26 protein-coding genes are annotated in these 26,045 nt (G+C 64.9%); 10 read left to right on the top strand and 16 right to left on the bottom strand.

Annotated elements, in window-relative coordinates; translation table 11 throughout:
* Positions 1-58 precede the first annotated feature (58 nt).
* The gene (locus tag FHS48_RS13545; RefSeq protein WP_184264106.1) at positions 59-889 is read left to right on the top strand and encodes a polyamine aminopropyltransferase; all 831 of its coding nucleotides are present in this window, start codon (positions 59-61) and stop codon (positions 887-889) included.
* Positions 890-945: 56 nt separating this feature from the next.
* Positions 946-2,475: a B12-binding domain-containing radical SAM protein gene (locus FHS48_RS13540; RefSeq protein WP_184264105.1), complete on the top strand. Its 1,530-nt coding sequence runs from the start codon at positions 946-948 to the stop codon at positions 2,473-2,475.
* 51 nt (positions 2,476-2,526) lie between these two features.
* Here the strand turns inward: FHS48_RS13540 and FHS48_RS13535 are convergent, their stop codons facing one another.
* The 8 genes from FHS48_RS13535 to FHS48_RS13500 all read right to left on the bottom strand — a co-directional run bounded on the left by FHS48_RS13535 (position 2,527) and on the right by FHS48_RS13500 (position 11,387).
* Positions 2,527-3,846, bottom strand: coding sequence for a TRAP transporter large permease (locus FHS48_RS13535; RefSeq protein ID WP_184264104.1), 1,320 nt, complete (start codon positions 3,844-3,846; stop codon positions 2,527-2,529).
* On the bottom strand, positions 3,843-4,379 hold the full coding sequence (locus FHS48_RS13530; protein WP_184264103.1) for a TRAP transporter small permease subunit: 537 nt from the start codon (positions 4,377-4,379) through the stop codon (positions 3,843-3,845). Before FHS48_RS13530 ends, FHS48_RS13535 begins: the two co-directional genes overlap by 4 nt.
* A 61-nt stretch (positions 4,380-4,440) precedes the next feature.
* On the bottom strand, positions 4,441-5,505 hold the full coding sequence (gene dctP / locus FHS48_RS13525) for a TRAP transporter substrate-binding protein DctP (RefSeq protein ID WP_184264102.1): 1,065 nt from the start codon (positions 5,503-5,505) through the stop codon (positions 4,441-4,443).
* 301 nt (positions 5,506-5,806) lie between these two features.
* Complete coding sequence (locus tag FHS48_RS13520; RefSeq protein ID WP_184264101.1) at positions 5,807-7,258, bottom strand: aldehyde dehydrogenase family protein; 1,452 nt, start codon at positions 7,256-7,258, stop codon at positions 5,807-5,809.
* Between the two features lie 196 nt (positions 7,259-7,454).
* On the bottom strand, positions 7,455-8,456 hold the full coding sequence (locus FHS48_RS13515) for a 4-hydroxyproline epimerase (RefSeq protein ID WP_184264100.1): 1,002 nt from the start codon (positions 8,454-8,456) through the stop codon (positions 7,455-7,457).
* Between the two features lie 69 nt (positions 8,457-8,525).
* Complete coding sequence (locus FHS48_RS13510) at positions 8,526-9,803, bottom strand: NAD(P)/FAD-dependent oxidoreductase (RefSeq protein WP_221443511.1); 1,278 nt, start codon at positions 9,801-9,803, stop codon at positions 8,526-8,528.
* Positions 9,804-9,841: 38 nt separating this feature from the next.
* Positions 9,842-10,900, bottom strand: a complete 1,059-nt coding sequence (locus FHS48_RS13505) for a proline racemase family protein (protein ID WP_311769141.1) — start codon at positions 10,898-10,900, stop codon at positions 9,842-9,844.
* Positions 10,901-11,114: 214 nt separating this feature from the next.
* Positions 11,115-11,387 (bottom strand): transcriptional regulator, encoded by a 273-nt coding sequence (locus FHS48_RS13500; protein ID WP_184264098.1) that lies wholly within the window; start codon positions 11,385-11,387, stop codon positions 11,115-11,117.
* Between the two features lie 381 nt (positions 11,388-11,768).
* On the opposite strand from FHS48_RS13500, the gene FHS48_RS13495 reads away from it, so the two are divergent.
* Positions 11,769-13,613: a PAS domain-containing sensor histidine kinase gene (locus FHS48_RS13495; RefSeq protein ID WP_184264097.1), complete on the top strand. Its 1,845-nt coding sequence runs from the start codon at positions 11,769-11,771 to the stop codon at positions 13,611-13,613.
* Positions 13,614-13,636: 23 nt separating this feature from the next.
* On the opposite strand, the gene FHS48_RS13490 is transcribed toward FHS48_RS13495, so the two are convergent.
* A complete protein-coding gene (locus FHS48_RS13490) occupies positions 13,637-14,503 on the bottom strand; it encodes a DUF1365 domain-containing protein (protein ID WP_184264096.1) in 867 nt (288 codons plus the stop codon).
* A gap of 349 nt (positions 14,504-14,852) precedes the next feature.
* Here FHS48_RS13490 and FHS48_RS13485 point away from each other — a divergent pair, with 349 nt between their 5' ends.
* The 6 genes from FHS48_RS13485 (at position 14,853) to FHS48_RS13460 (ending at position 19,297) form a co-directional block, all read left to right on the top strand.
* Positions 14,853-15,494, top strand: a complete 642-nt coding sequence (locus FHS48_RS13485; RefSeq protein ID WP_184264095.1) for a YjfI family protein — start codon at positions 14,853-14,855, stop codon at positions 15,492-15,494.
* Positions 15,495-15,547: 53 nt separating this feature from the next.
* Complete coding sequence (locus FHS48_RS13480) at positions 15,548-16,237, top strand: PspA/IM30 family protein (RefSeq protein WP_184264094.1); 690 nt, start codon at positions 15,548-15,550, stop codon at positions 16,235-16,237.
* Positions 16,238-16,247: 10 nt separating this feature from the next.
* Positions 16,248-17,417, top strand: a complete 1,170-nt coding sequence (locus tag FHS48_RS13475) for a glutathionylspermidine synthase family protein (RefSeq protein ID WP_184264093.1) — start codon at positions 16,248-16,250, stop codon at positions 17,415-17,417.
* 24 nt (positions 17,418-17,441) lie between these two features.
* A complete protein-coding gene (locus FHS48_RS13470) occupies positions 17,442-18,086 on the top strand; it encodes a DUF2491 family protein (RefSeq protein ID WP_184264092.1) in 645 nt (214 codons plus the stop codon).
* 120 nt (positions 18,087-18,206) lie between these two features.
* Complete coding sequence (locus FHS48_RS13465) at positions 18,207-18,623, top strand: DUF350 domain-containing protein (protein ID WP_184264091.1); 417 nt, start codon at positions 18,207-18,209, stop codon at positions 18,621-18,623.
* A gap of 17 nt (positions 18,624-18,640) precedes the next feature.
* Positions 18,641-19,297, top strand: coding sequence for a DUF1190 domain-containing protein (locus FHS48_RS13460; RefSeq protein ID WP_184264090.1), 657 nt, complete (start codon positions 18,641-18,643; stop codon positions 19,295-19,297).
* A 10-nt stretch (positions 19,298-19,307) separates the two neighbouring features.
* Here FHS48_RS13460 and FHS48_RS13455 read toward each other — a convergent pair whose 3' ends face one another.
* Genes FHS48_RS13455 through FHS48_RS13430 form a run of 6 tightly spaced genes read right to left on the bottom strand, consistent with a single transcriptional unit; the run spans position 19,308 to position 24,558 of the window.
* Positions 19,308-20,018, bottom strand: coding sequence for a lytic transglycosylase domain-containing protein (locus FHS48_RS13455; RefSeq protein WP_184264089.1), 711 nt, complete (start codon positions 20,016-20,018; stop codon positions 19,308-19,310).
* Positions 20,018-21,193 (bottom strand): type II secretion system F family protein, encoded by a 1,176-nt coding sequence (locus FHS48_RS13450; protein ID WP_184264088.1) that lies wholly within the window; start codon positions 21,191-21,193, stop codon positions 20,018-20,020. The genes FHS48_RS13455 and FHS48_RS13450 overlap by 1 nt, the downstream gene beginning before the upstream one ends.
* Positions 21,193-22,902, bottom strand: a complete 1,710-nt coding sequence (locus tag FHS48_RS13445) for a GspE/PulE family protein (protein WP_184264087.1) — start codon at positions 22,900-22,902, stop codon at positions 21,193-21,195. The genes FHS48_RS13450 and FHS48_RS13445 overlap by 1 nt, the downstream gene beginning before the upstream one ends.
* Positions 22,880-23,353 (bottom strand): type II secretion system major pseudopilin GspG, encoded by a 474-nt coding sequence (gspG, locus tag FHS48_RS13440; protein WP_184264086.1) that lies wholly within the window; start codon positions 23,351-23,353, stop codon positions 22,880-22,882. Before gspG ends, FHS48_RS13445 begins: the two co-directional genes overlap by 23 nt.
* Positions 23,340-23,792 carry a type II secretion system protein gene (locus FHS48_RS13435; RefSeq protein ID WP_221443510.1) on the bottom strand — a complete coding sequence of 151 codons (453 nt, stop codon included), beginning with the start codon at positions 23,790-23,792 and terminating at the stop codon, positions 23,340-23,342. The genes gspG and FHS48_RS13435 overlap by 14 nt, the downstream gene beginning before the upstream one ends.
* Positions 23,773-24,558: a hypothetical protein gene (locus FHS48_RS13430; RefSeq protein WP_184264085.1), complete on the bottom strand. Its 786-nt coding sequence runs from the start codon at positions 24,556-24,558 to the stop codon at positions 23,773-23,775. Before FHS48_RS13430 ends, FHS48_RS13435 begins: the two co-directional genes overlap by 20 nt.
* Before the next feature lie 57 nt (positions 24,559-24,615).
* Here FHS48_RS13430 and FHS48_RS13425 point away from each other — a divergent pair, with 57 nt between their 5' ends.
* On the top strand, positions 24,616-25,245 hold the full coding sequence (locus tag FHS48_RS13425; RefSeq protein ID WP_184264084.1) for a prepilin peptidase: 630 nt from the start codon (positions 24,616-24,618) through the stop codon (positions 25,243-25,245).
* Here FHS48_RS13425 and FHS48_RS13420 read toward each other — a convergent pair.
* On the bottom strand, positions 25,228-26,016 hold the full coding sequence (locus FHS48_RS13420) for a dockerin type I domain-containing protein (RefSeq protein WP_184264179.1): 789 nt from the start codon (positions 26,014-26,016) through the stop codon (positions 25,228-25,230). The two genes, FHS48_RS13425 and FHS48_RS13420, sit on opposite strands and share 18 nt — an antisense overlap.
* Between the last annotated feature and the right edge of the window lie 29 nt (positions 26,017-26,045).

Below are 26,045 nucleotides of genomic sequence, written 5' to 3'. Positions count from 1 at the left end.
CTTTTTAATTTTACTTCCACACTCTCTCCCTCTCCTGCCCTTTCCGTAAGGCCCTCCGATGACCCTGCCCGCCACCGCCGATCTGGCCCTGATTGATGCCCTGACCGCCGGGGGCACCCCCACCACACTGTACCAATCCGGTCTGTGGACCCCTGCTTTCCCGCAGACCAGCCATGGCGACTGGACCCTGCGACGGCTGGGCGCGGGCCTGATGCAGGGGTACTGGGGACAGGCTTATCTGGTCACCGATGCCGCCGTGCTGCTGCGCGGGCGGACGGCCTGGATGTCGGTCACCCCGGTGGAGATCGAAAGTCAGGAACTGGGATGTGATCTGGCCTATGGCCATGTCGCCGTTCTCGGTTTCGGCATGGGGATTGCCGCCGCCAACGCCGCCCTGAACCCGGCGGTGACGGCGGTGACGGTGATCGAGCTTGATCCCGCCATCCATGCGCTGGCGGCAGACCTCGACCTGCCCGCACAACTGCCGCCGGAGGCCGCCGCCAAGCTGCGGCTGGTACAGGGGGATGCCACCCGCTGGACCCCGGACCCGGCGCATCCGGTGGATGTGATCCTCGCCGATTACTGGCTGCCGTTTTTCGATGCCGGACGGCTGAGGGAGATGGAAGCGGTACAGGCCAACATCGGGGCACAGGCGGTCTTCCTCTGGGGGCAGGAACTGTCTCTGGCCTTCGCCCTGTATCAGGCCCATGGCCGGGTGCCGGAGCTGGACGATGACGCCCTTGCCGCCTTCATCGGGTCCGCCACCCCGCTGCCGCTGCTGTGGCCGCGCGGGGTCGGCTATGGGCGGATGCTGGTGACCGCCGCCCGCCACCGGATGCCGCCGGAGCTGCGGGAGCAGATGTTCCCGCCTCCCATCAATGCCGGTTGACGGTCAGACCGCCGCAGACAGGTGACAGCCGCCCCCGCAGCCGTAATGATGCGGGTATGACCGGACTCTACCTGATCAATCCCGTGCCTGACTCTCAGGCCTATTTCGGTGCCGACTCCTTCCCCGGCGGGGCGTGGGGCGGGGTGCAGATTGTTGCCGATCTGGCCCTGCCGACCCTTGCCGCCATGGTGCCGCCGGATCTGCCGGTCCGGCTGTGTGACGAACAGATCACCCCGGTCGACCTCGACGCGCCGGAGCCGGTGATCGGCCTGACCGGGAAAACCCCGCAGGTCGGGCGGATGCTGGAGCTGGCCGCGGCCTTCCGGCAACGCGGCAAGGTGGTGGTGATCGGCGGCCCCTATGCCTCGCTGGCCCCGGAGGACGTGCGCCCGCACTGCGATGTGCTGGTGCGTGGCGAGGTGGAGGAGATTGCGGAGCGGCTGTTCGCCGACCTGCGCGACGGCACCTGGCAGGCCGAATACATCGGGACCCGCGCCGATCTGGCCGCCTCCCCCCTGCCGCGCTGGGATCTTTATCCCAATCACCGGGCGCTGATGGGCACGGTCCAGACCTCGCGCGGCTGCCCGTTCCCCTGTGAGTTCTGCGATGTGCCGACCTATGTCGGGCGCAAGCAGCGCCATAAGGACCCACCGCAGGTACTGCGGGAGCTGGACGCCCTGTATGCCCACGGCTACCGCTCCGTCTTCATTGCCGATGATAATTTCAGCGCCACCCGCGCCCGGGCCCGCGCCCTGCTGGAAGCCCTGATCGACTGGAACCACAGCCGCCCGGACGGCCCGGTCAGCTTCACCACCCAGATGTCGATCGACGTCGCCCGCGATGCCGACATGCTGCGCCTGAGTGCCAGAGCCGGGATTCAGGCGGTGTTCGTCGGGCTGGAAACCCCCAGCGCCGACAGCCTGCGCGAGACCGGGAAACGCCAGAACCTTCAGGCCGATCCGATGGAGATGGTCGGGCGGTTTCTCGACCATCACATCATGGTCATCAGCGGCCTGATTGTCGGCTTTGATGCCGACGGCCCGGATATTTTCGACCGCCAGCGGGCCTTTACCCGCCATGCCCCGATCCCGGTGTTCACGCTGGGGGCTCTGGCCGCCCCTTCCGGCAGTCCGCTGCACAAACGGATGGTGGAGTCCGGGCGGCTGCTGCCGGATCAGCCCTATGGCACCGGGCAACCGTGGTCAACCAACATCATCCCCGCCCAGATGACCACCGAGGCGCTGCTGGAGGGGGTGACCGCGCTGGCGCGGGACCTGTACCACCCCGATGCCTTCGCCGACCGGGTTCTGGCGCTGGTCAACCGCCTTGGCCCCTATCAGGGGCCGCCGCCTGCCGCCAGCCCTGCCCCGTTGCCGCCGCTGTGGCAGCCGTTGCAGGACGAGGTGACACAGGTGGTGCGCGGGGTGGTCACCCTCGGCCCGGCGGAGAAGGCCATGGTCAGCCGCCTTGGCCGCCACGTGCTGACCCACCGCCCGGATGCCCTGCCCCTGCTGCGGAACTGCCTGCGTTTTTACGCCCAGATCCGCCATGTCTATGCCAAAAACGGCTTTCTGACATCTTTTTAACCATCAGACCGCAGGTCCGGAGTCTCCGACCTGCGGCCCGATGAAAGCCGGTTACAGCCCAACCATCAGGCTGGGCAGCCAGGTGGCCGCTTCCGGCAGCACCAGCAGGACCACCAGCACCAGCAACTGCATCAGCACGAAGGGAATCACCCCACGGTACATATGACCATAGGTCAGATCAGCCGGAGCAATCGACTTCAGGTAGAAGATCGACGGTGCCATCGGTGGAGTCAGGTAAGACGTCTGGATCACCACCAGAACCATCATCGCAAACCACAGCGGGTCAATCCCCGCCGCCTTTACCGCCGGGGCAAAGATCGGCACGCAGATCAGCACGATGGAAATCCAGTCGAGCACAAACCCGGCAATGAAGACGATAAACAGGAACAGGGCGATCAGCCCATAAGGCCCCAGCCCCAGCCCCTTCGCCAGAGACCCGACCAGCATACCGCCGCCGGACACCGCGAAGATACTGGTGAACATGGTACCGCCGACCACGATCATCATGATCATCGCCGTAATCCGTACCGTCACCGCCAGCGATTCCTTCAGGGCCTGCACCGACAGCTCGCGGAAGAACACCGCCAGCGCCAGCGCCCCGAAAGCCCCGACTGCCGCCGCTTCGGTCGGCGAGGCAATGCCACCGAGCAACGAGCCCAGAACCGCAACGATCAACAGCACCGGTGGCACCAGAGCCTTCAGCGTGATCATCAGCTTTTCCGGCAAGGGCAGGGTGATATCCTCCACCGGGACCCGTGGCGCATCCGATGGCCGCAACAGGGCCCGGATCAGGATGTACCCAAGGAAGAACAGCACCATCAGCAGGCCGGGGATGATGCTGGCCGCAAACAGTTGCCCGATCGACATCTGGGCGATAGAGGCATAGACCACCACCACCACCGACGGTGGGATCACCGTGCCCAGCGACCCACCGGCACAGATGGTTCCGGCCATCAGGCCCCGGTCATAGGCGTATTTGCCCATCGCCGGTAACGCCATCATGCCCACCACCACCTCCACCGCCCCGACCACGCCGGAGGCGGCGGCAAACACACTGCACATGGCAATGGTGGCAATCGCCAGCCCGCCGGGCAGACGCCCCATCCACAGTTGCAGGGCCTGAAACAGGCGGGCGGCGATCCCGGACCGTTCCAGCACCGCCCCCATGAAGACGAACAGGGGAATCGATGCCAGCACGAAGTTGGACGAGGTCGAGAGGATCGGGCCATACAGCTGCAACAGCACCGAGGACCCGAAAACCAGTGCTCCGGCCCCGGCGGCAACGATCAGCAGAGACAGGGATACCGGAATCCCAAGAAACACCAGCGCAAACAGCGCCGGAAACATACCGATGGCAACAACCGGATTCATGCCTCACCTCCCAGCCCGACAGACTCCGGCTGCGCGCCGGGACGGGTCTGGCCCACGGCAAATTTAACCCCCTCTGCCACCAGCTGTAGGGTCATCGCCCACAACCCCAGCGCCAGCGCCCCGTAAAACGGCCACATCAGCGGCGCCCACGGGCTGACTTCCTCCACAGCGCCGGTCAGATAGGCCCGGGTGGCCTTGCCGGTGGCAATCCATGAAAACGCACCGACCAGCGGGGTCAGAACCACAAGGTAGATCCCGGCATTGATCAGCTGCTGCACCCGCAGCGGAAACTTCTGTGACAGGAAGTCAATCCGCACATGGGCGTCATGCTTCAGGGCATAAGCCGCCCCCAGCAGGAACAGCGATCCATTGAGCATGTAGGAAATATCAAACGCCCACAGGGTCGGGGCATTGAACACGTAGCGGGCCACCACTTCGTACAGCATCGATGCAATCAGCACGATGGTGACGATGCGTGCCACCCATCCCAAACCCTCGGCAAGGGCGTCGCACCCCCGCAGTAAAGCCTTCATCCCCGGTCTCCCGTTGGGTATGGCGGGCCTGCCCGGTCAGGCAGGCCCGGCCCGGTTCTGCTTACTTCCCGTCGCGGACGAGGTAGGACGAATTGGCGGTCAGCTCGGTCTGGTAGCCAAGGTAGGAATCCAGAACCTTCGACATGGTGGCATCGCCCTCAGCCTTGCGCTTGTTCGCGGTTTCCAGCGCCCACTGGCGGCCAGCGGCCCGCAGCGAGCCGACCGTCTTGTCGTCGAGGGTGATGATTTCCACCTTGGTCTTGCGGTAGGCCTCCATTGCCTTCACGTCCTCGCGGGCAAAGTGAGTCAGGCTTTCATAGGTGGTCAGCTTGGCAGCGGCGGTGATCAGGCCTTTCAGGTCATCCGGCACCTTGTCCCAGGTGTCCTGCTTGACCACCACTTCCCACACGAAGCTCGGCTGGTGCACCCCCGGCAGGATCAGGTAGGGCGCCACTTCGTGGAAGCCCTCGCTCATGTTGGCCGACGGAGTGGCCCATTCCACCGCATCAACGCCCTTACGCTGCAACAGGGTGTAAATCTCACCCGGCGGAACCACGGTCGGCACCGCGCCGAAGCTGTCCTTCAGCACCGACGCCCATGCGCCGGAGGTGCGATATTTCAGCCCCTTCAGATCGTCAACCGACCGGATCGGCTTGTTGGAATGGGCAAAAATCTCGGACGTACCGACCCCGACCACCATGCTGTGCAGGCCCATCTTTTCCTTGCGGAACGCCTGAAGCAGCTTTTCGCCATCTCCTTCATACAGCCAGGTCAGGGTCCCTTCCGGCCCCATACCACCCGGAAAGCTGGCAAAGACCGCGTTGGTCGGATCGGCATTCACCAGAAAGGACGGAGTGGAATGCCCGGCTTCCACCACACCGTCCTGCACCGCCTCGTACACCTTGAAGGCGGGCACCACCACCCCGGCACCAAACGGCTGGATCTTGACCCGTCCGCCGGTCAGGCGGTCGGCGTTGTCAGCGAAGCGCTGCATGAAGTTGTTGTAAAAGAACGATCCTTCCGGAACGGCCGCGGGCATACGCCATGTCACAACCGGATCGGCGGCCTGTGCCTGCGACAGGCCGAGAACAAAGGCAGCAAGGGCTGCGGCCAGCGTTTTTTTCATTATGTAGCCTCCTGTTATCCACCGGTGATTGGAACCAGAGAGAGACAAGCCCGGCGGAGTTGTTGATTCGATTTCATGTATATTGGATACAGTATTTTTCTTGTCGACAACAGACCGAACATCGTTCCAGAGGCCTCCGGCGAACGAATCCCCTTCTCCCCTCAAGACTATACGCCCTCAGGTTTTGTCTTCCTTTCTGCACCCCTCACTGGAAGAAAAGACAAAGCTACAGGAAATCACCAAAAAAAACGGGAGCAGGACATCAGCCCTGCTCCCGTCGGTTCCGTCTTGGAAACCGCCCTTACCCGGCGGTGTAGGTGGTCTTGACGGTGGTGTAGAATTCCACCGCATAGCGGCCCTGTTCGCGCGGGCCGTAGCTGGAGCCCTTCCGGCCCCCGAACGGCACGTGGTAATCGACCCCGGCGGTCGGCAGGTTGACCATCACCATCCCGGCTTCGGCATTGCGCTTGAAGTGCTGCGCCGCCTTCAGCGAAGAGGTGCAGATGCCTGCCGACAGACCGAATTCGGTGTCGTTGGCAACCGCCAGCGCTTCGTCGTAATCGGCAACCTTGATGACGCTGGCAACCGGCCCGAAGATTTCCTCGCGGCTGATCCGCATCTGGTTGGTGGCCCCGATGAACAGCGCCGGTTCCAGATAGAAACCGTCGGTGTCGCGGGTCAGACGCTTGCCGCCGAAGGCCAGTTCCGCCCCTTCAGCCTTGCCGATAGCAACGTATTCTTCGTCCTGCGCCAGCTGGCGGGCATCGACCACCGGTCCGATGTGGGTGTCCGCCGCCAGCGCATGGCCGACGCGGACCCCTTCCAGACGCTTCACCACCGCTTCGACGAAGCGGTCATGGATCCCGGCGGAGACGATCAGGCGCGAGGATGCGGTGCAACGCTGCCCGGTGGAGAAGAAGGCACCGTTGACGCAGGCTTCCACCGCCGTGGTCAGGTCGGCATCATCCAGCACCACCATCGGGTTCTTGCCGCCCATTTCCAGCTGGAAGCGGGCACCACGGGTCACGCAGGCCTGCGCCACGCGGGCACCGGTGCCGACCGAGCCGGTGAAGGACACCGCCGCCACCTTGCGGTTTTCCAGAATCGCCTGCCCGACCACCGAGCCCGGCCCCATCACCAGATTGAACACCCCGGCCGGGGCACCGACCGCCTTCAGGGCGCGGTCGATGATCTCCGCCAGCGCCCAGGCCGAGCCCGGCACCAGATCGGCGGGCTTCAGCACCACGGTATTGCCGTAAGCCAGCGCCGGGGCAATCTTCCACGCCGGAATGGCGATCGGGAAGTTCCACGGGGTGATCAGGCCGATCACGCCCAGCGGCTCGCGGGTGACGGTGGTTTCAACGCCCGGACGGACGGAATCCAGCAGATCCCCGGCATTGCGCAGGGTTTCCCCGGCGAAGAACTTGAAAATCTGGGCGGCGCGCAGGGTTTCGCCAATGCCTTCGGCCTTGGTCTTGCCTTCTTCGCGGGCCAGCAGGGTGCCGATTTCCTCGCGGCGCTCGGTCAGTTCCTGCCCGACCCGTTCCAGCACGTCGTGGCGGACCTGCGGCGTGGTGCGCGACCACAGACGGAAGGCCTGCGCCGCCGCTTCAATCGCCGCCTCGGCCTGCGCCTTGCTGCCGGAGGCATAGTGACCGACGGTATCCGTCACATCCGACGGGTTGATGTTGGCGGTGGTGCCGTTGTCCCCGGCAACCCAGTCCCCGGCGATCAGATTAAGCTTGTCGGTCATGGCGGCTGTTGTCCTGTGATCCTGAAACGTCAGAAAGATGTGGTGGTATAAAATAAACGCAGGGACGGGCAGATCTGAAATAACAATACCATCTGGCCGTCATAGCAGAAGCCCGTCGCCCCGGCGCTGTCGGGGTGATATCAGAATGCAGGCTTTTGTATATCATTTGTCCATACAAACGCCTGCACCGCCCCCGTTACGGCAGCAGGAAGCCCTTGGTGTAGGGCTCTTCGTCATACAGGAAGATGGTGTTCAGCCCGGTGACCCAGGCCTCGCCCTGAATGCTGGGGATAATCCCCGGAGCCCCGCCGACGGTGGTCAGCGCTTCCACCCGGCCATGGAACAGGCTGCCGATGATGCTTTCATGGACAAAATCCTGCCCTTCCTTCAGATCGCCGCGGGCTGCCAGCTGGGCCATCCGGGCCGAGGTGCCGGTGCCACAGGGGGAGCGGTCAATGCCCCGGTCACCATAGAACACGGCGTTGCGGGCATGGGCCTGCCGGTGGCGCGGCTTGCCGGTCCACTGCACATGGCTCAGGCCCTTGATGGCCGGGTTGTCGCGGTGGACGATTTCGTACTTCTCGTTGACCAGACGGCGGATCAGCGGGCTGAGGCGCTGGATGTCACCGGTCGACAGGTCTTCCATATCCCGGAAGTTCGGCTGGGATTCGACGATGGCATAGAAGTTACCGCCATAGGCGACATCAAAGCGCAGCTCGCCCAGCCCCGGCACCTCCACCGACAGGTCGGTGGCATGCAGGTAGGAGGCAACGTTGCGGATCCGCACATGCGTCACCTTGTCGCCCTGCATCTCATAGCGGGCCTCGACCAGACCGGCGGGGGTATCCAGCTTCAGCAGACCCGGCACCTTCGGGCGGACCAGCCCGTGTTCAATCATCACCGTCACCGTGCCGATGGTGCCGTGGCCGCACATCGGCAGGCAGCCGGAGGTTTCGATGAACAGGATCGCCACGTCGCAGTCCGGGCGGGTCGGCGGATAGAGGATCGAGCCGGACATGGCATCGTGGCCGCGCGGCTCAAACATCAGGCCGGTGCGGATCCAGTCATACTCCGCCAGAAAATGGGCGCGGCGCTCCATCATGGTGGCACCGTCCAGCTGCGGACCGCCGCCCGCCACCAGACGCACCGGGTTGCCGCAGGTGTGGGCATCAATGCAGAAGAAGGAATGCTTGGCCATCAGTTCAGGTGTCCTGTGTCAGAAGTCAGGGCAGAAAATCAGGGGGGGGGGGGGGGAAGGGGCAGACGCTCAGAAGCGCTCCACCGCGAAGGCGGACAGCTGCGGCACCGGGGTCTGCCCCTGCGCCAGCCCGGCCAGCAGTTTGCCGGTCACCGCCGCCCCGGTCAGGCCGAGGTGGCCATGGCCGAAGCCCAGCAGCAGGTTGGACAGGCCGGGAGCCCGGCCGATCACCGGCAGCGAATCCGGCGTGGACGGACGTTGCCCCATCCACTGGGTGCCGCCCTCGGCATTCATATCCGGCAGATAGCGGCGGGCAATGGTCAGCAGGGCATCCGACCGCTTGTAATTGGCGTCGGCTTCCAGACCGGCGAATTCCGCCGCCCCGCCGATGCGCAGGCCGATCGCCAGCGGCGACAGCACAAACTTCCCCTCCGCTGAGGTGACGGGCCGCTTCAGGCTGACCCCGGAGTTGGGCAGGGTGGTGTTATAGCCGCGCTCACTTTCCACCAGTGCCCGGATTCCCAGCGGCTTCAGCAGCTTCGGCGACCACGGCCCGGCGGTCAGGGCGACAGTGTCCCCGTCCAGCGTCCGCCCGTCGCCCAGATGGATCAGGCAGCGGTCGGCAGGCCCCCGGCTGAGGCCGGTCACCACCGCATGCTCAATCACCCCGCCCAGCGCCCGGAAGTGGGCGGTCAGACCGGAGACGATCCGCCACGGATCACTGACATGGGCGGTCTTCGGGCAGTACACGCCATGGCGCAGCACCCCGCGCTGCACCGCCCCGGCCAGATCCGGCTCCATCTCCACCAGTTCCCCGGCGGACAGGGCCTGAGACTCGATCCCATGGCGGCGCTTCAGCGCCCATTCGTGGGCATCGGCATGGAACGCCGCATCGGTTTCATAGACCGTGAGGGCTCCGGCCTCGGTGACCTCGGCGGTCATCCCGGCGTCGCGCAGCAGCTCCGGCCACGCCTGCCAGGCCCCGTCCATCAGCCACGCCAGCGCCTTGGCCGCCTGCTCCACCCCGGCCGGGGTTCCGGCCCGCCAGAATTTCCACAGCCATGGGATCAGCGCCGGAACATGGGCCGGGCGCAGCGCCAGTGGCCCCAGCGGATCCAGCAGCCACTTCGGCACGCTCCAGATGATGCCGGGGGCCGACATCGGCGCGATTTCGGTGACGGCGATGACCCCGGCATTGCCGAAGGACGCTTCGCGCCCCGGCTCGCCGCGTTCCAGCAACGTCACCGCATAGCCCGCCCGCCGCAGGGCAATCCCGGTGGAAACTCCGACCACGCCGCCGCCAATGACATAGGCTTGCTTTTGTATATCAGACTGCTGCACAGACATACTCACCCCTCCATACAGATGATAGACAGCCCCGGCGGTTACAGCACCCGGAACCCGCCCCCCAGATCATCGTCCGCTTCCAGAAGAAACTCGCAGCGCCCGGCATAATGGCCCTTGCCACCGACCCGGGCCGTCACCGCCGGAACCCCGCCCAGCCACGATGTGCCGACCACACTGCCGGTAAACTCAGACCCCGTGATGCTGCGGAAGCGCCGCACCTGTCCGGCCGCAATCTGCCCCCGCGCCTGCTGAAGGGCCAGGCGGGCGGTGACACCGGAGCCGGTCGGGCTGCGGTCCACCTGCCGTTCGGCAAAAATACAGATATTGCGGGTCGGCTCCTCCGACCACGCATCGGCCCCGTCGGTCAGAATGGTGCCGTAAAGGAAGGCCAGATCGCCGCTGTCCGGGTGCGACGCATCGGGATAGGCCAGCGACACCTGCGCCCGGGCGGCCTCCGCCACCGCCCACGCAGCGTCGGTCAGGGCGGCAACGGGGGAGTCCATGGTCAGGCCCAGCCGTTGCGCCGGGAGGATGGCGTAGAACGCTCCGCCATAGCCGATATCCAGCGTCACCGCGCCGTAGCCCGGCACCTCCACCCCCACATCCAACGCAGCGGCAAAGGCGGGCACACTGTCAAACCACGCCGCCCCGGCGCGGCCATTCTCCACCGCCACCGACACCTCGACCAGACCGCAGGGACATTGCAGGCCAACCCGGGTCACCCCCTCCCGCCGCCTCACCTGTCCGGTGTCCACCGCCCAGCGCGCCACCGCCAGCGTGGCGTGGCCGCACATGGTGGAATAGCCTTCATTGTGCATGAACAGCACCGCCAGATCGGCCCCCGGCAGATCCGGCCGCACCGGAATCACCCCGTACATGTCGGCATGGCCACGCGGCTCCAGCATCAGGAAGCGGCGGTAAGCATCCAGATGGGTCTGCACATGGCGGCGCTTGGCCAGAAGGGTGTCGCCGGGGATCTCCGGATATCCGGCGGTGACAATCCGCACCGGCTCGCCGCCGGTGTGCATCTCCACCGTCTCAAACCGCAACGGCTGTCGGTCGGACAGGATCAGGTCTGTGGGCAGTCCCGGCGGCACGGCAGTTCACTCCCGGCTGGAAGATCATCCGGCAGGATTCGCCGGTTCAGCGTTTGTAGCGCCAAACCGGGCCGTCGTCCACGGGCAAGAATACTGTATATTGGATACAATGCTAAAAAAGCGGAAACCCCCGCCCGGAAACACCACGGGCGGACCGGTTGCCCGATCCGCCCGCAAAAACAGCAGACTCCACTCCGGCCACCGCCGGGGGATCTTACTCGGTGTATTCGATGATGGCGATTTCACCGGCAACGGCGGCCTCATACGGGGCCTTCAGTTCGTTGTCCGGCACTTCGTCGATTTCACCGACCTGATCGAGCTGGATATCGTCGAAACCGTCTTCTTCCAGCGCATCATAGGCGGCGTCAACGGCGGCATCGGCATCTTCAGCGGTCAGCATGACACTGACGTTCACCGGGGCGGCATCTTCAGCGGCATCTTCCGGGCGGGCCTGACCCAGCACCACATAAACGACGGTCTCAGACATGGAGCATCTCCATCAAGCAATAAGGGCTCCCGCCCCCGTCAGGATCAGGTGCGGACAATGGATGAGGCATAGCCCGTCAGCGGCAATCCGTCCAGCGACATTTAACCGCAGGCACCCGCAGGACGGATCTTTCCGCATAAAGGCGGTCTGTTGCGGAACAGGACCCGTCCTTCCCGCATCACGCGCAGCGTTCTCAAGACCACAGAACCATGATAAGTACCACAACAGTATAAGAGGTAGGACCATCCGACGGACGGACCAGCGGACCAGCCGACACACCGGGGCAGCGGAGTGACGGAGGGACGACGGACCGGTCGGACCGGCCAGACAGACCGCAGCAGCGGCATGGCCGGGAGCAACAGGGCAGACCACAGACAGGGCATGGCAGTGGATATCAGGACTCTCCTGCTGGTACAGGCGATGACCCTCACGCTGGCGCTGGCGGTGATGGTGATCCTGTATGTACGCTATCGTTCATTCCGGGGGCCGGGCTGGTGGGTCAGCGGGGCGGCGGCGGCGGCGGTCAGCCTGCTGCTGATGCTGGGCCGCAGCGCCGTTCCGGCGGACTGGTTTGCCCATCTGGGCGGGCTGGCGGTGATCGTTTCCTACAGCCTGTTCTATAACGGGATGCGTCAGTTCTCCGGCTACCGGGTTGAACCGTGGCTGCCGCTGGCGGCGCTGGTCCTGTCGCTGCTGTCACCGCTGCTGGTGCCGGTGTTTGAACCGGCGCAGGCCCGGGGCATCGTTCTGTCGGTCGCCCTCGGCACCCTGTCGGTCAGCACCGGGCTGACCCTGCTGCGGGGCCGCCACCGCCCCGGCGAGTTCGGCCGCCGCTTCACCTGCATGATCTGGCTGCTGAACGGGGTGATGATGTTCGGCCGCACCGTGCTGCTGATCAGTGACCCGGCCATGGCCGATACCTCCGGCCTCCAGAACGGGGTCGGCGCGGTGCTGATGTGGAGCGTGCTGTTCTGCTTCGCCATGGCGGCCGGCCCGGTGCTGATGACCACCGAGCAACTGGCCGACAATCTGGCCCGCCGCACCCGCGATCTGGAAAGCGAGATCGAGGAACGGCAGATGATCCAGCAGCGCCTGTCCGACAGCGAGGCCCAGTTCCGCCGCCTGATCGAAGCCGCCCCCTTTCCGGTGCTGATCCTGCATCCGCCGCGCGGCACCATCCTTTATATCAACCGCCTTGCCGCCGCCCTGTTCCGGGCCGGACCGGCAGAGCTGCTCGACCGGCCGGTGGAGGCCTTCCATCAGCACCCCGCCGCCGCCCGCTCCTTTGTGGCGGAAGTGACTGAGCGCGGGCTGGTGCTGGATCAGGAGATGCTGGCCCGCGACGCACAGGGCACCACGCTGGTGCTGCTGGTGTCAGCCGTCCGCCTGCCCTTCCACGGGCAGGACTGCATCATGGCCTGTGCCAACGACATCACCGCCCGCAAACAGCTGGAACAGGCACTGGAACAGGCCCGCGACGATGCCGAAACAGCACTGGACGTGCAGAAGCGCGCCATGAGCGAACAGCGGAATTTTCTGGCGATGGTATCGCATGAGTTCCGCACCCCGCTCAGCATCATCAGCAGCTCCGCCGACAGTCTGGCCGCCCTCCATCCCGAGGAGGAATCCCGCCTGACCCGGATCAACCGCGCTGTCCTGCGCATGCAGGGCCTGATTGACACCTGCCTTGCCCATGAATGGCTGGAAAGTGCCACGCAGGCCCGGCGGAGCGACCGCGTGGAAATCGTGCCGCTGCTCCAACGGCTGGCAGAAGAGGTGCGGGCGCTGCACCCCGACCGGGTTCTGGATCTTGATCTGTCGGCACTGGCGGAAGAGTCCCGTTGCCCGGACGGGCCGGTGATCACCGGGGATGCCACCCTGTTATCGGTGGTGTTCTCCAATCTTGTTGAGAACGCCGTCAAATATTCCCCCGCCCCCGCCCCGATCCGGCTGGAAGCGGCGGTGGAACGCGATGACATCCTGACCCTGCGGGTCAGCGACAGCGGCATCGGGATCACCCCGGAGGAACGGGAGCGGATCTTCGAGAAGTTCTTCCGCTCCACCCGGACCGAACGCACGCCCGGTGCCGGTCTCGGCCTGTATCTGGCCCGCCAGATCATCGGGGCCCACGACGGCGACATCAGCCTTGAAAATCCGGCCTCCGGGACTGGCACCGTGTTCAGGGTCTGCCTACCTCTGGCCGCTCCGGTTCCGGCGCAGGCCTGAGCCCGTCCCTGCCCCCGCCTCCGTCAGACCAGCGGCCGTCCGGCGCTGGCCGGGTGGTCCGGTGGTGGCGTGCGGCGGAAGAACGGGGCTCCCTTGCGCCACAGCCGCAGGGCTTCCCAGTGGATTCCCCCCAGCACCATCAGCCACAGCAGCGGGTGGCGCAGCCACAGCCGCAGAATGGTTGCGGCGGTCACCGGCTGTGCCGTGGCGGTCAGGGCGGCGGTCAGGCCATGGTCCGGCCCGTCCAGCCGGATGCCGACACTGATCTGGTCCCCGGCCACCCACGCCCCCGGCGGCTGGGTCCGGAAGCGGTAGCCGCCGGTCAGTGGCAGAAACGGCGAGACATGAAAGGTCTTATCCGCCCACGACCGCACCACCCGGTACGCCGCATCCTCCCGGCTGACCGGCACCACATAGCTGTGACGGTCGCCGAAGGTGTTGTTGACCTGATACAGCACCGCCCCCAGCGTGCCGTCGGCCCGGTGGCAGAAATACACCGACAGCGGATTGAACACTCCCCCCAGCACCCGGGGCATGGCCAGAAGATGCACCGGCCCGGCAGCGGCATCGGCCAGACCCTGATCGTGCAGGCGATCCCGCACCCAGTCGATCAGCCCGCTCCGCCGCCCGTCTCCGTGATCGGCCTGCCGGAACGACAGCAGCCCCGGCCCGTCAACCCCCAGCAGCGGCAGACCGTGCCAGCGGCCCCGGCGGCGCAGCTCCGGCAGGGCCGTCAGGTCAGTCAGCAGCCAGAACACCCGGTAGCGCAGGCGGTGGTGGACCGCCCCGTCACGGCGGTGCACCACCGCCCCCTGATACAACAGTCCGCCCTGCTCCATCACCGCAGTTCCCTTTCCCGGCCACCGCAGAAACACGGGGCGCTTTGCCATCTTTACGGGCTTCGCCGGTCTTTGTATCACTCTGTCCGTAAGATTACGGACAGATAACCGTCCGGGGCAGCAATTCCGGGGATGTCGCATATTCGCGAAACACCTCTTGCAGGGATGCCCGCCCCTCCCCATAGTATCAGTGTGACCGCGGCGGCGGCCTTCCCGCCACCGCCCGGCCTGATGACCGCTTCGCTTCTTCGGGCAGACTGCCCGTTCAGGAGAACACCCGACCATGGCCCCGACGCGAGATGATCCGCCCCGGAAGCCCGCAGCCAGACCCCCGGCGAAAGCTGCCCTGACGTCCGTTCCGCGAACCGGCGTCAAACCCCGGTCCGCTGCCGGAGCCACCATGATCCCGCCCCGGTCCTCCCGGGCGCAGGACGTGCGTGACGCCGCCAAACGCTGGCGCGAGGCGCTGGTGGCGCAGGGACTGGTGAAGGTGGAGCTGTGGGTGCCCACCGACCTGAAACCGGAAGCAAAAAAGCTGGAGCAGGCGCTCCGGCACCGGGCCGTGATCACCACGACCCCCCATCCGTCTCTGGAGAATGCGATGACAATGGTGAACGAAGCGCCGTGGACGGTGCAGAGCCTGAAACAGGCGCTGGAAGCCTCTGAGGCGCCCGAGGTGGCCGCCATGACCCTGTCGCTGACGCCGGGGCTGGATCCGATTCTCTGCGTCGAGATGAACGACTTCGGCGATCTGCCGGTCTATGTCAGCGTCAACGGCATGCAGATTCTCGCCTCCACCCTGCTGTGGCCGGTGACCAGCGAAGCCGACGCCGCCGCCTTCAACGATTTTGCCCTGCGCAGTCACAAGCTGATGCCGCTGTCGACCTTCGGGATCGTCACCATTGACGGCACCGACTATTACGAACTGTTCGGCGCGCTGAGCGCCCACGCCACCCTACAGGACATTGTGGTGGAACTGGTGACGCTGGCGGAAAACGCCCTCGATGTCGCCGCCGCCCGGGCCGATGCGCTGGCGGCCTGACCGCCCCCGCCTCTGCCTCCTGCCCCTTCTTCCGTTTTCAGGACACACCGATCATGAGCCTGTTCCGCAAACTGTTCAGCCTTGGCAAGGGCGCCGTCACCGAAGTCGCCGAAAGCATTGCCGACAGTCAGGCCCTGCGCATCCTCGATCAGGAAATCCGCGACGCCGAAACCGCCCTGTCGAAGGCGCGGGACGAACTGGCCGCCCTGATGGCCAAGCGCGCCCTACAGGACCGCAAAATCACCGAGCTGAAAGAGCAGATCGCCGGGTACGAAACCAAGGGCGGCAAGGCCCTGTCGCTGGGACAGGAAGATCTGGCCCGTGAAGTGGCGGAACGCATCGCCGCGCTGGAGCAGGAACTGACCGCCGCCACCACCAGCGCCGACGCCTACCGCACCGCCGAAACCAAAATGCGCGCCACCATCACCCAGACCGAAGGGCGGATCACCACCCTGAAGCGGGAGATTGACACCGTGCGCGCCACCGAAGCGGTGCAGAAGGCGCAGGCCGCCGTTGCCGCCAAGCATTCCGGCGTCAACACCGCCCTCGGCGATGCCACCGCCTCGCTGGAACGGCTGAAGGCCCGTCAGGCCGAGCAGGAAGCCCGTTTCTCCGCCGCCGAAGAGCTGGACCAGCAGAAGACCGGGGCCGATCTGGACCAGCGCCTTGCCGCCCTCGGCATCGGCGACAGCGGGGCCAACCGCACCGACGAGATTATGGCCCGTTTCAAGTCCAAGTCCTGATTTCCCGGTCATGGAGCGCCTGTCCCTTCCGGCCCGGCCTGACTGGCAGGCCTTAGCCGAACGGCTGGGCTTCGGCTTTCACACCATGTATGGCGCGCCGTACTGGGATGAGACCGTCGCCTGGCGCTTCAGCCTGACCGAGATCGAACGCGATCTGGAGGACCCCACCGCCGCCCTGCACCAGATGACGCTGGCGGCGGTGGACCGGGTGATCGGGGATGAGACCCTGCTGCGCCGTCTGGCGATCCCGGAACGGTTCTGGGACTGGATTGCCGCCTCGTGGGCACGGCGGGACCCGTCGCTGTACGGGCGGTTCGATCTGGCCTATGACGGCAGCGGACCGGCGAAGATGCTGGAATATAACGCCGATACCCCGACCAGCCTGTATGAGACCGCTTTCTTCCAGTGGGTCTGGCTGGAACAGGCGATGGAACAGAGGATCCTGCCGCCGGGGGCTGACCAGTTCAACGCGGTGCAGGATCAGCTGATCGCCCGGCTGGCGGACATCCTCCCCCCGGACGCCCTGACCCATTTCGCCAGCGTCAGCGGATCGGACGAAGACCGTGGCACCGTGCTGTATCTGGAAGACTGTGCCCGGCAGGCCGGACGCCATCCGGTCTATGTGGCGATGCAGGACATCGGCGTTGACGCCGCCGGACGCTTTGCCGATGCGGATTCGGTGCTGATCCAGCAGCTGTTCAAGCTGTATCCGTGGGAAATGATGCTGCGCGACCCCTTCGCCGAGCATCTTCTGACCAGCCCGACCCGCTTTCTGGAACCGCCGTGGAAGGCGATCCTGTCCAACAAGGGGCTGCTGCCGGTACTGTGGCAGATGTTTCCCGGCCACCCCAACCTGCTGCCCGCATGGTTTGCCGAAGACGGCCCGCCTGACGGGGCGGATCTCTCCGCCGGATGGGTCCGCAAACCGCTGTTCTCCCGCGAAGGGGCCAACGTCACCCTGCTGACCGCCGCCGGAACGGTGCGGGAAGAGGCCGATGGCCCCTATGGTGCCGAAGGCTGGATCGGGCAGGCCTATGCCCCCTTGCCCTGCATCGCCGGACAGCACATGGTGGTGGGATCGTGGGTGATCGGGGATACCGCCTGTGGTATCGGCCTGCGCGAGGACAGCAGTGCCATCACCCGGGACCTCAGCCGTTTTGTCCCCCACTTCATTCAATGATCCCCAGCGTTCCGGGAGCCGCCGATGTTTAAGTCCCTGAAGTCCCTGTTCACGCCGGACCCGCCCAAGCCGGTGGTGCCCGAACTGCTGAACCTGACCATCGGGCGCGGCGCGGAAATTGACCCGCTGATGCTGCGCCTGCGCGACAGTGCCAGCCTGTTCTCCCTGCCATCGCCGACCCTGCTGTTCACCGCACAGGGGATGAGCCAGCTGGAGGACGGGCAGTGGGTACACCGGATGTATACCGATGACAACGTGATGCTTCAGTTCGTCTGCGCCCGCTGGGATGGCGACGATGCCATCCGCGACGTGACGCTGTTTGTACCGTACCGCAGTGACTACCCGGGCGATGAGTCCGGCCTGCGCCTGTGGCACGACCGGCTGCGCCAGCCGGTGCTGACCCTGCCTGAGGGGCTGACCTTCCGCCGCCTGTGGTTTGATGGCAGCGATGCCGCGCAGGACCCGGTGGTGCTGACCGAAGACGTCTACGACGACCGCACCCAGACCACGGCCCCGCGCCGGATTGAACAGACCTGCATGCTCTATCAGCGGACTCTCGACGGCGGAGACCACGACCTGCTGCTGGCAATTCTGGAACGCCACGGCAGCGACACCAGCGTGGAGCTGATGGCCGGGATCGCGCTGGAACCCAGCCACCTGAAGGTGTAAACAGCCTGACCGCCGGGCCTGCTCCGGCGGTGACAAAGGGTTGATCCTGCCCCCGCATGATGGGACAACGGGGGCGGGATTCTGTCCTGCCTCCTCTGTTCCACAACCGGACCGACGTCGATGCTCTTCTCTCCCGAGGCCTTTCCGCTGCAAAACCTGCTGTCCTTCGCCGCCTATTTTGCCACGGCGGCGGTTCTGCTGTTCGTCTTCCAGTGGATTTACACCCGGGTCACCCCCTATGACGAAGTGGCGCTGATCAAGGCCAATAAGGCCGCCGCCGCCGTCACCTACGGCGGGGCACTGATCGGCTTTGTGCTGCCGCTGGCCAGCGTGATCGCCCATTCGGTCAGTCTGGTGGATATGGCGGTGTGGTCGGTGATTGCCGGAACGGTCCAGCTTCTGGTGTTCTTCGCCGTGCGGCTGTTTTATCCGGGCCTGTCGGCCAGCATCACCGCCAACGAACTGGCCCCGGCCCTGAAGCTGGCCTTCGTCTCTGTCGCCGTCGGCATTCTCAATGCCGCCTGCATGACCTATTGACCGGGGGCTGGTACACAATGAAACGGTCCCGCGCCCTTGCGCTGACACTCATGGCCACCGGCTCCTTCACGCTGGCCGCCTGTAATGACGACCCGCCCGCCGATGGCAGCGCCGACGCCGGAGACGGCGAATACGCCTCTTTTCAGGCCTGTGTTGACGGTGGAAAATACACCGCCTCCTACTGCGAAACCACGCTGGGGCTGGTGCCGGACCTGACCCCGCAGGACAAGGTCTATGCCACGGTGCAGGAGTGTGTCGCCGTTCCCGGCAACACCGTCGAACAGTGCACCAAGGCCTTTGATGCCGCCAAGGAGTCCCTGCCGAAGTTCCTGTCGCAGACCGACTGTGAATCCGCGCTTGGGGCCAATGCCTGCCAGACCGTCACCCACAACGGCACCTCGTTCTGGACGCCGTTCCTGACCGGCTATGTGGTGTCGCAGGTGATTGATGGCCTGACCGACCGCCGCTATGGCCGCCCGGTCTACCGCAGCCCGGACAAAAGCTGGCGTCCCTATCCGGCCTCACCGTCGCCGTCGGGTGCCAGCGGCAAGAAATATGATTCACAGTCGTGGTCGGGAACGTCGCGGTCGGCCTCTCCGCCCCCCAAGGCGGAACGCACCACCGTGATCAGCCGCAGCGGTTTCGGTGGGGGCAGCAGCAGCTGGGGCGGATAAGCCCCCCAGCTTACGGGCGCCCGAGGATCACAATCCGCTGCGGGCGGGCACCCATGCCGGTTTCCTTGCGGGCGATCGACTCTTTCTGGCGGAACAGCGCCTGCCGGAAGGCTTCCCCCTGCCGGGCCTCGCTGATGGTCAGCACCAGCCCGGAGGCATTGGACAGGCCATAGGTCAATTCCGGCCCCCCGGCGGCGTAAACGCGGGCCCGGTACGCATTTCCCAGATCCGGATCGGCAGAATGATACCGCCCGACCGCCCCTTCCCAGCTGCCGGTATCCTGCCGCAGGAACCGCAGAAAGCGGATGGCATAGGCCACATTCTTTTCCGGATCAAAGGCATCGCTGACGCTGGCGAAAGCATCGGGGTGGTACATCAGGTTGACCTGCATGCAGCCGACATCGATGCTGCGCACTCCCCGCGCCTGCAACCCCTGCACGAGGCGGACCGCCTCATCCTTGCTGTCCAGATAATAGCTGCGGCTTTCCGCATTCACCGTCCACGGCCAGGACGGTGCCACTCCGGGACGGCCACTCTCCACCCGGGCGATGGAGCGGACCAGACGGTCCGGGATCGTGGTTTTGGCTTCGGCCTCAGCAATCGCGGTCTGGCAGGCGATTTCCGGCGGCAGGGAACTGGCCTGCGCCGCAGAGGCTGCCAGACTGATCAGGGCCAGACACAGGCATCCGGCGAGCGGTTTCCACCAGCCGCCCGTCCGCATCAGCCCAGATCCGACATCGAGTACACCGCCAGCAGCATCGATACGACGACAAAGCCGACGGTCCCGCCCATGAACAGGATCATTACCGGCTCCAGCAGCGACACCATCACCTTCAGGCGGCCCTGTACTTCTTCCTGAAGGGAATAGGCGGTGCGGGAACAGATCTGTGCCAGATTGCCGGTTTCCTCACCGACGGACACCATCTGCAAAGCCGAGCGCGGGAAACCGACCACCGGCTCCAGCGACGCCGTGAAGCGTTTGCCGCGCCGCACGTCGTTCAGCGCCCGTTCCAGCCCGCTGCGGACAATCCGGTTCCGGGCAACGCCGATGGTCAGTTCCATCGCCGGAGCCAGAGACACCCCGTTGCTGAGCAGAACCCCCAGAACGGTCAGAATATTCGCCGCCTGCAACTTGCCGAGAAACGGACCGATACTCGGCAGATTCAAGGCCATCCGGTCCACGGAAACCTGAAACGGCACGCTGCGCTTCCACAGAAAGACCAGCAGCCCGACCACCAGCGCAACCGCCACAGTGATCATGCCACCGTAACGCAGAAGCATATCGCTGAACCAGAAGATGCCGCGGGTGGTGGCGGGCAGGACCTCCATCCGGTCTTCAAACAGGGTGCGGAACACCGGGATCACGTAAATCCCGAGAGCACCGATCGAGGCAAGACAGGCAATCACCAGAATCACCGGATAGGTCAGGCTGGCGACGATATCCCGCGACAGTTTCTGTTTGCGCTTATAATGTTCCTGTAGGTTATCAAGGATCACGTCCATCTGGCCGGAAACCTCGCCCGCCCGCAGCAGCGGGATCAGCAGCGGATCAAACTGCCCGGCCTCCGCCAAGGCCTGCGACAGCGACAGGCCGCGCTTGACGCCCTGCCGCAGGGTCACCGCCAGATCCGCCACCTTTTTGTCTTCAGCATTTTCAGCAATGATCTGGAGGGACCGGTCCAGCACCACGCCGTTGGCGATCAGCTCCGACAGCTGGGCAATAAAGCCGACGGTGACGCTGGAGGCGATCTTGCGGACCGCCACCTCCTTGCACTCCAGCAGGATCAGGCGGCGGGCCTTCAGCTTCTGCTCAAGGGCGGCGCGGCTGTCCGCCGACTCGCGTCCTTCCTGATGCTTGCCATCGCGGCCAACGGCGGTGAAGCGGTACTGCGGCATCAGCGGGCCACCCGCAGGACTTCTTCAACCGTGGTATGCCCGGCCAGAACCGCCTTCATCCCGGTGGCAATCATCGTCTGGAAGCCCTGCTTCATCGCTTCCGACTGCAAACTGTCGGCGGTCGGGTTGGTCAGGATGGCGTGGCGCAGCTCCGGCGTCACCACCAGCAGTTCGGTGATCGGCAGACGGCCACGGTAACCGATCTCACCGCATTCCGGACAGCCGACCGCCTCGTGGATCACCGCATCGCGCGGCACGCCGTAGCGGTCGGCCAGACTGGGATCCATGGTGGTGGGGCGGCGGCAGTGCGGACACAGGCGGCGCAGCAGGCGCTGCCCGGTGACCGCCAGCAGGCTGCTGGAGATCATATAGTCGGGGATGCCCATGTTCAGCAGACGGCTGATCGCCCCGACGGCGCTGTTGGTATGGATGGTGGACAGCACCAGATGGCCGGTCAGCGCCGACTGCACGGCGATGTCAGCGGTTTCCTGATCGCGGATTTCCCCGATGAACACCACATCCGGGTCATGACGCAGGATCGAGCGCAGAGCCCCGGCGAAAGTCATGCCGATTTCCGCATTCACCTGAATCTGGGTCAGGCCGGGGATTTCGTATTCCACCGGGTCTTCAACGGTGATGATCTTGGTGGTGCCGTTGATAATGTCTTTCAGGCCGGAATACAGACAGGTGGATTTCCCGGAGCCGGTCGGGCCGGTCACCAGAATCAGACCGTGACTGTGCCGCAGGCAGTTGCGGAAGCCGCTGATAAAGTCCTGATCCATCCCCAGCTGATCGAGGTCCAGCACCTGCTTCTTCTGGTCGAGCAGACGCAGGGCAACGTCTTCCCCGAACTGGGTCGGGATGGTGCTGACACGGATGTCCACGTCCTTACCGCTGGTGCGCAGCTTAATGCGGCCGTCCTGCGGCAAGCGGCGTTCCGCGATATCGACCTGTGCCAGAATTTTGATACGCGACACCACCGCCGGATATTCTTCGATGGTCGGGGCCGGGCGGTTGTGCAGCACGCCATCCACGCGGTAGCGCAGGTCAACCCGGGTGCGGGACGGCTCCAGATGGATATCCGAGGCCCCCATCTTCACCCCTGCCCCGATCAGGTCGTTGACCTGACGGATGATCGGCGCTTCCAGCGCCAGATCCTTCAGGTGTTCAATATCGGTGGAAGCGTAGGTTTTGCTCTCTTCCTCTCCATCTCCCATCTGGAAATGGTTCTCAAGGCGGAAGACAATTTCCGCCTCGGGGTAGAGCATCAGCTCATAGTCCGGGGCCAACTGGCGCAGCATCAGCAGAAGACCGTCGTCTTCCGGGTCGGACAGCACCAGAATCGGTTTTTCCCGCCCGCCGATCGGCAGCAGACGGTTGAACAGCAGGAATTCCGGGGCAAACGGCGGCGGTTCCAGCACCTGTCCTTTACCATCCCACACCGCCAGCCCGGTCATGGTGGAATAAACGGAAAACAGGTGCTCGTCCGACAGGGCCCCCATGTCAACCAGCGTCTGCCCGAGAGCACCGCCGGTGCGGGCCGCCAGCGTGGTCGCCTGCACCAGAAGGTCGGAGGAAATCAGGCCGCTGGCCTGCAAAGCCTGAAACAGGCGCCCACCGCTGGGCGCCCGTTCAGAAGTAGACAGCTCGGAGGGGGGGGCGCCTTTGGAGAAAAGGCGCTTCACCTCACCAATTGCCGATGTCAGCATTATCGCCCTCGCCACCGGGTTTGCCGTCCGCGCCCAGCGAATAGAGATCATACCCGACGGAGGCCTTCTTGGCCGGGAACTCATAAACGTACGGGTTGTTCCAGCCGTCCTTCGGCAGGTCCTTCTTGCGCAGATACGGGCCGGCCCAGGTGCTGACCGAGTCCGGCTTCTTCACCAGCGCATCCAGCCCTTCGGCCTGTGTCGGGTAACGGCCGGTATCAAGACGGAAGGAATCCAGCGCCGTCGACAGCATCTCAATCTGCGCCTTGGTCGACTTGCCCTTCGAGCCTTCCAGCTGGTTGAACAGCTGCGGACCGACCAGAGCCGCCAGCATGGCGATGATCGCCATCACCACCACCAGCTCGATCAGCGTGAACCCCCGCTGGTGCCGACGCCGGGAGGACTGACGGCGCAGGCGGGCGGTCAGGAGGGAAAGATTAAGGCGCAACATAGATGATTTCTCCGTGCAACGGATCCGTCCGAACCGTAAAGAGCACCGTGTCCTGTAGGCGGTCCTTGCGGACAATCGTAAACTCCGACCACAGACCGGTCCCGTCGGGATAGAAGGTGGTCACCATCTGCTGGTTTAGATACTCTGATTTTTTCGGGCGCACAATTCTCAAATCCCGGTCTTCCGCCAGCTCCAGCACATCGGGGCCGGGCTCGGTGATCAGCCTCCGGCCCTGCATCAGCACCCGGATCACCTGCCCGCTTTCAATGGCGCGGGCATGCTGCTTTTCCAGAAAAGCGACCTCGTTCGGCTGGGCCGGACGGTATGGGACGGTCAGCCGGGGCAGCACAGCGGCGGCCCCCAAGGCGATGATCGCCATCACCACCACCATTTCCAGCAGGGTAAACCCCTGCTGGCGCTTACCTGCCGACGCAGTCAAAGCGGAACTCTTGCTGGGTGGCGTCAAGCGGGGTGACCGACCGCAGCATCGCCTTGTTGTTCCCACGCTGCGCACAGCGCTGATCCGCCGCTTTCCATGCCGTGGGCTTGGCCTTGGGATCGGTGGCGGAGCCGACGATGGTGAACATCGACTCACTGGTGCCACCACTGTACTGATCAACGTCCTTGCCGTTCACAAAGAAGATGAAATTCTTTTTGAAGGCCACGGTGTTGCCGTTGTGGATCGAGACGGAGATGATGATCTCGCCATCCGGCAGGTCCGCCGGATCAGCTTTGGCCGTCTGCGGGCGGGCTTTGCCGGTGATTACCTGCACGTCATACTGGACCCGCACCGTCGACTGCGGATCGGTGCTGACGGTGAAGCCGTCATTGAGGAACCGGGCGGTCAGCAGGCTTTTGAAGCCCCGGGAGAAGGCGCTGTCATTGCCGCTGTCCACCGACAGCGGATTGTTTTCCCAGTTGGACAGGCGCAGCCACAGGGCCACTTCCCGTTCCACATTGCCCGCGACCACATCCCAGTCCTGCGCGGACTGGACCTTTTGCTGGTCCTTACCGGGGGCAGAGGTCACCGGCGGCGGAGCCGAGGAACAGGCGGACAGCGCAACCGCCAGACCGGCACAGACAAAGCCATACCACAGTCCGCTCCGGCGCGGTCCACCCTGTCGCGGTCCACCCTGCCGGGCGGATGCGTTTTTGATGGTCACGGGCAGAACAGGAGCGCTATGGTCTGCGAACAGTTGGCTCATGGCAGGGCTGGTCTTTCTGTCTTGTCAAGGCACACGCACACTACACGGAGACGGCAGGTGAAACAAGTCCGGGCAGGGCTTTATGGGCTTTTCCGCCTGCACCCGTCGCCGGGGCGGCAGGCTCTGCGGCGGCAATGGTTTCTCGGGGTTCCCGTCCTGTGGATCTTCGCCGCCGCCACCGGCGGCGATCCGGCCGGGCTCGTGGCGCTGGCCATTCTCGGGCCGCTGGCATGGCTGCTGCTGCTGTACGACATGCGATACCTGATCCTGCCGGACGGGCTGGTGGCCCTGCTGGCCCTGTCCGGTCTGGCCGTCAACGCCACCTTCGCCGGACACCCCGGAGTTCCCGGGCTGACCGAGTCTACTCTTGGGGCCTGCTTTGCCGGACTGCTGCTGGAAACCGTGCGCAGGCTGTACCACCTGATCCGGGGGTTTGACGGTCTGGGGTTCGGGGATGTCAAACTGTTCGCCGCCCTTGGCTGCTGGGTCGGCTGGACACAGGTGCCCACCCTGCTGCTGGTGGCCTGTCTGGCGACGCTGGGCGGTGCCATTCTGGCGCGCCTGCGCCCCGGTCAGGCCACAGGCTGGCGCAACCGCCTGCCGTTCGGTCCGGGACTGCTGATCGCGCTGTATTGCGTGGTCTGGCTGTCCCGGAGCGGAGGAACAATCTTAATTGGTGGTGGTTGAAGTCCCGGTTGTCGAGGTCCCGGTGGTGGACGTTCCGGTGGTGGACGTTCCGGTGGTGGACGTTCCGGTCGTCGAGGTGCCGGTGGTGGTGGTGGTAGTCGTTGTCTTCGCCGGGCAACCGGACAGACCCCGCATCGCCCCGGCGGACGCCTTAATGGCGATGATGGCGTCGATGGTGGTCACCCGGCCATCGCCGTTGATGTCAGCCGCCGCCACCGGGTTTTTCGCCCCAAGCTGGGATTTGATATAGTCAATATCCCCCTGATTGGAGACACCATCCTTGTTGGCATCGAACTTGACGGTCCCGGCACAATCGCCGGAGCCGCCGCCACTGCTGCCACCGCCACCGCTGCCACCGCTGCCGCTGGAGGAAGTCTGTACCCCGATGGTCAGATCCTTGGCCACGGTGGCCGGAAACGGGAAGCCACCGTTATAGGTGAACTCGGCTTCCGTCGAGGCTGTTTCCATCAGCTTATAGGTCTTGCCCTCGACCGTGATCCGCAACAGCAGCGCAGTGCCGTTGAAGCTCTGTTCTTTGGACATATCAATCAGATAGGTGCCATCTGAACTCAGGACGCTGCCAGTCCCGGCACTGACACCGCTGGACTTGACGACGGCATAGACACTGTTGCCGGAGGCGACCGTCACCGTTGCTGACGATTTGATGGTGCCAGCCACCCGCAGGTTTGACGGAGTCGAAACAGTCTGAGCCTGAGCGGGTAGAGCCCAAGCGGCGAGAAGAGCACCAGCGACAATCCAGGAACGCACCATCGACCTCCGACTGAACAGTCTTCTGATAT

This window comes from Novispirillum itersonii, from assembly GCF_014205675.1.
Lineage (GTDB): Bacteria > Pseudomonadota > Alphaproteobacteria > Rhodospirillales > Rhodospirillaceae > Novispirillum > Novispirillum itersonii_A.
Note: the sequence above shows the minus strand (reverse complement) of the source record. Positions and strands in the feature narration are given on the sequence as shown.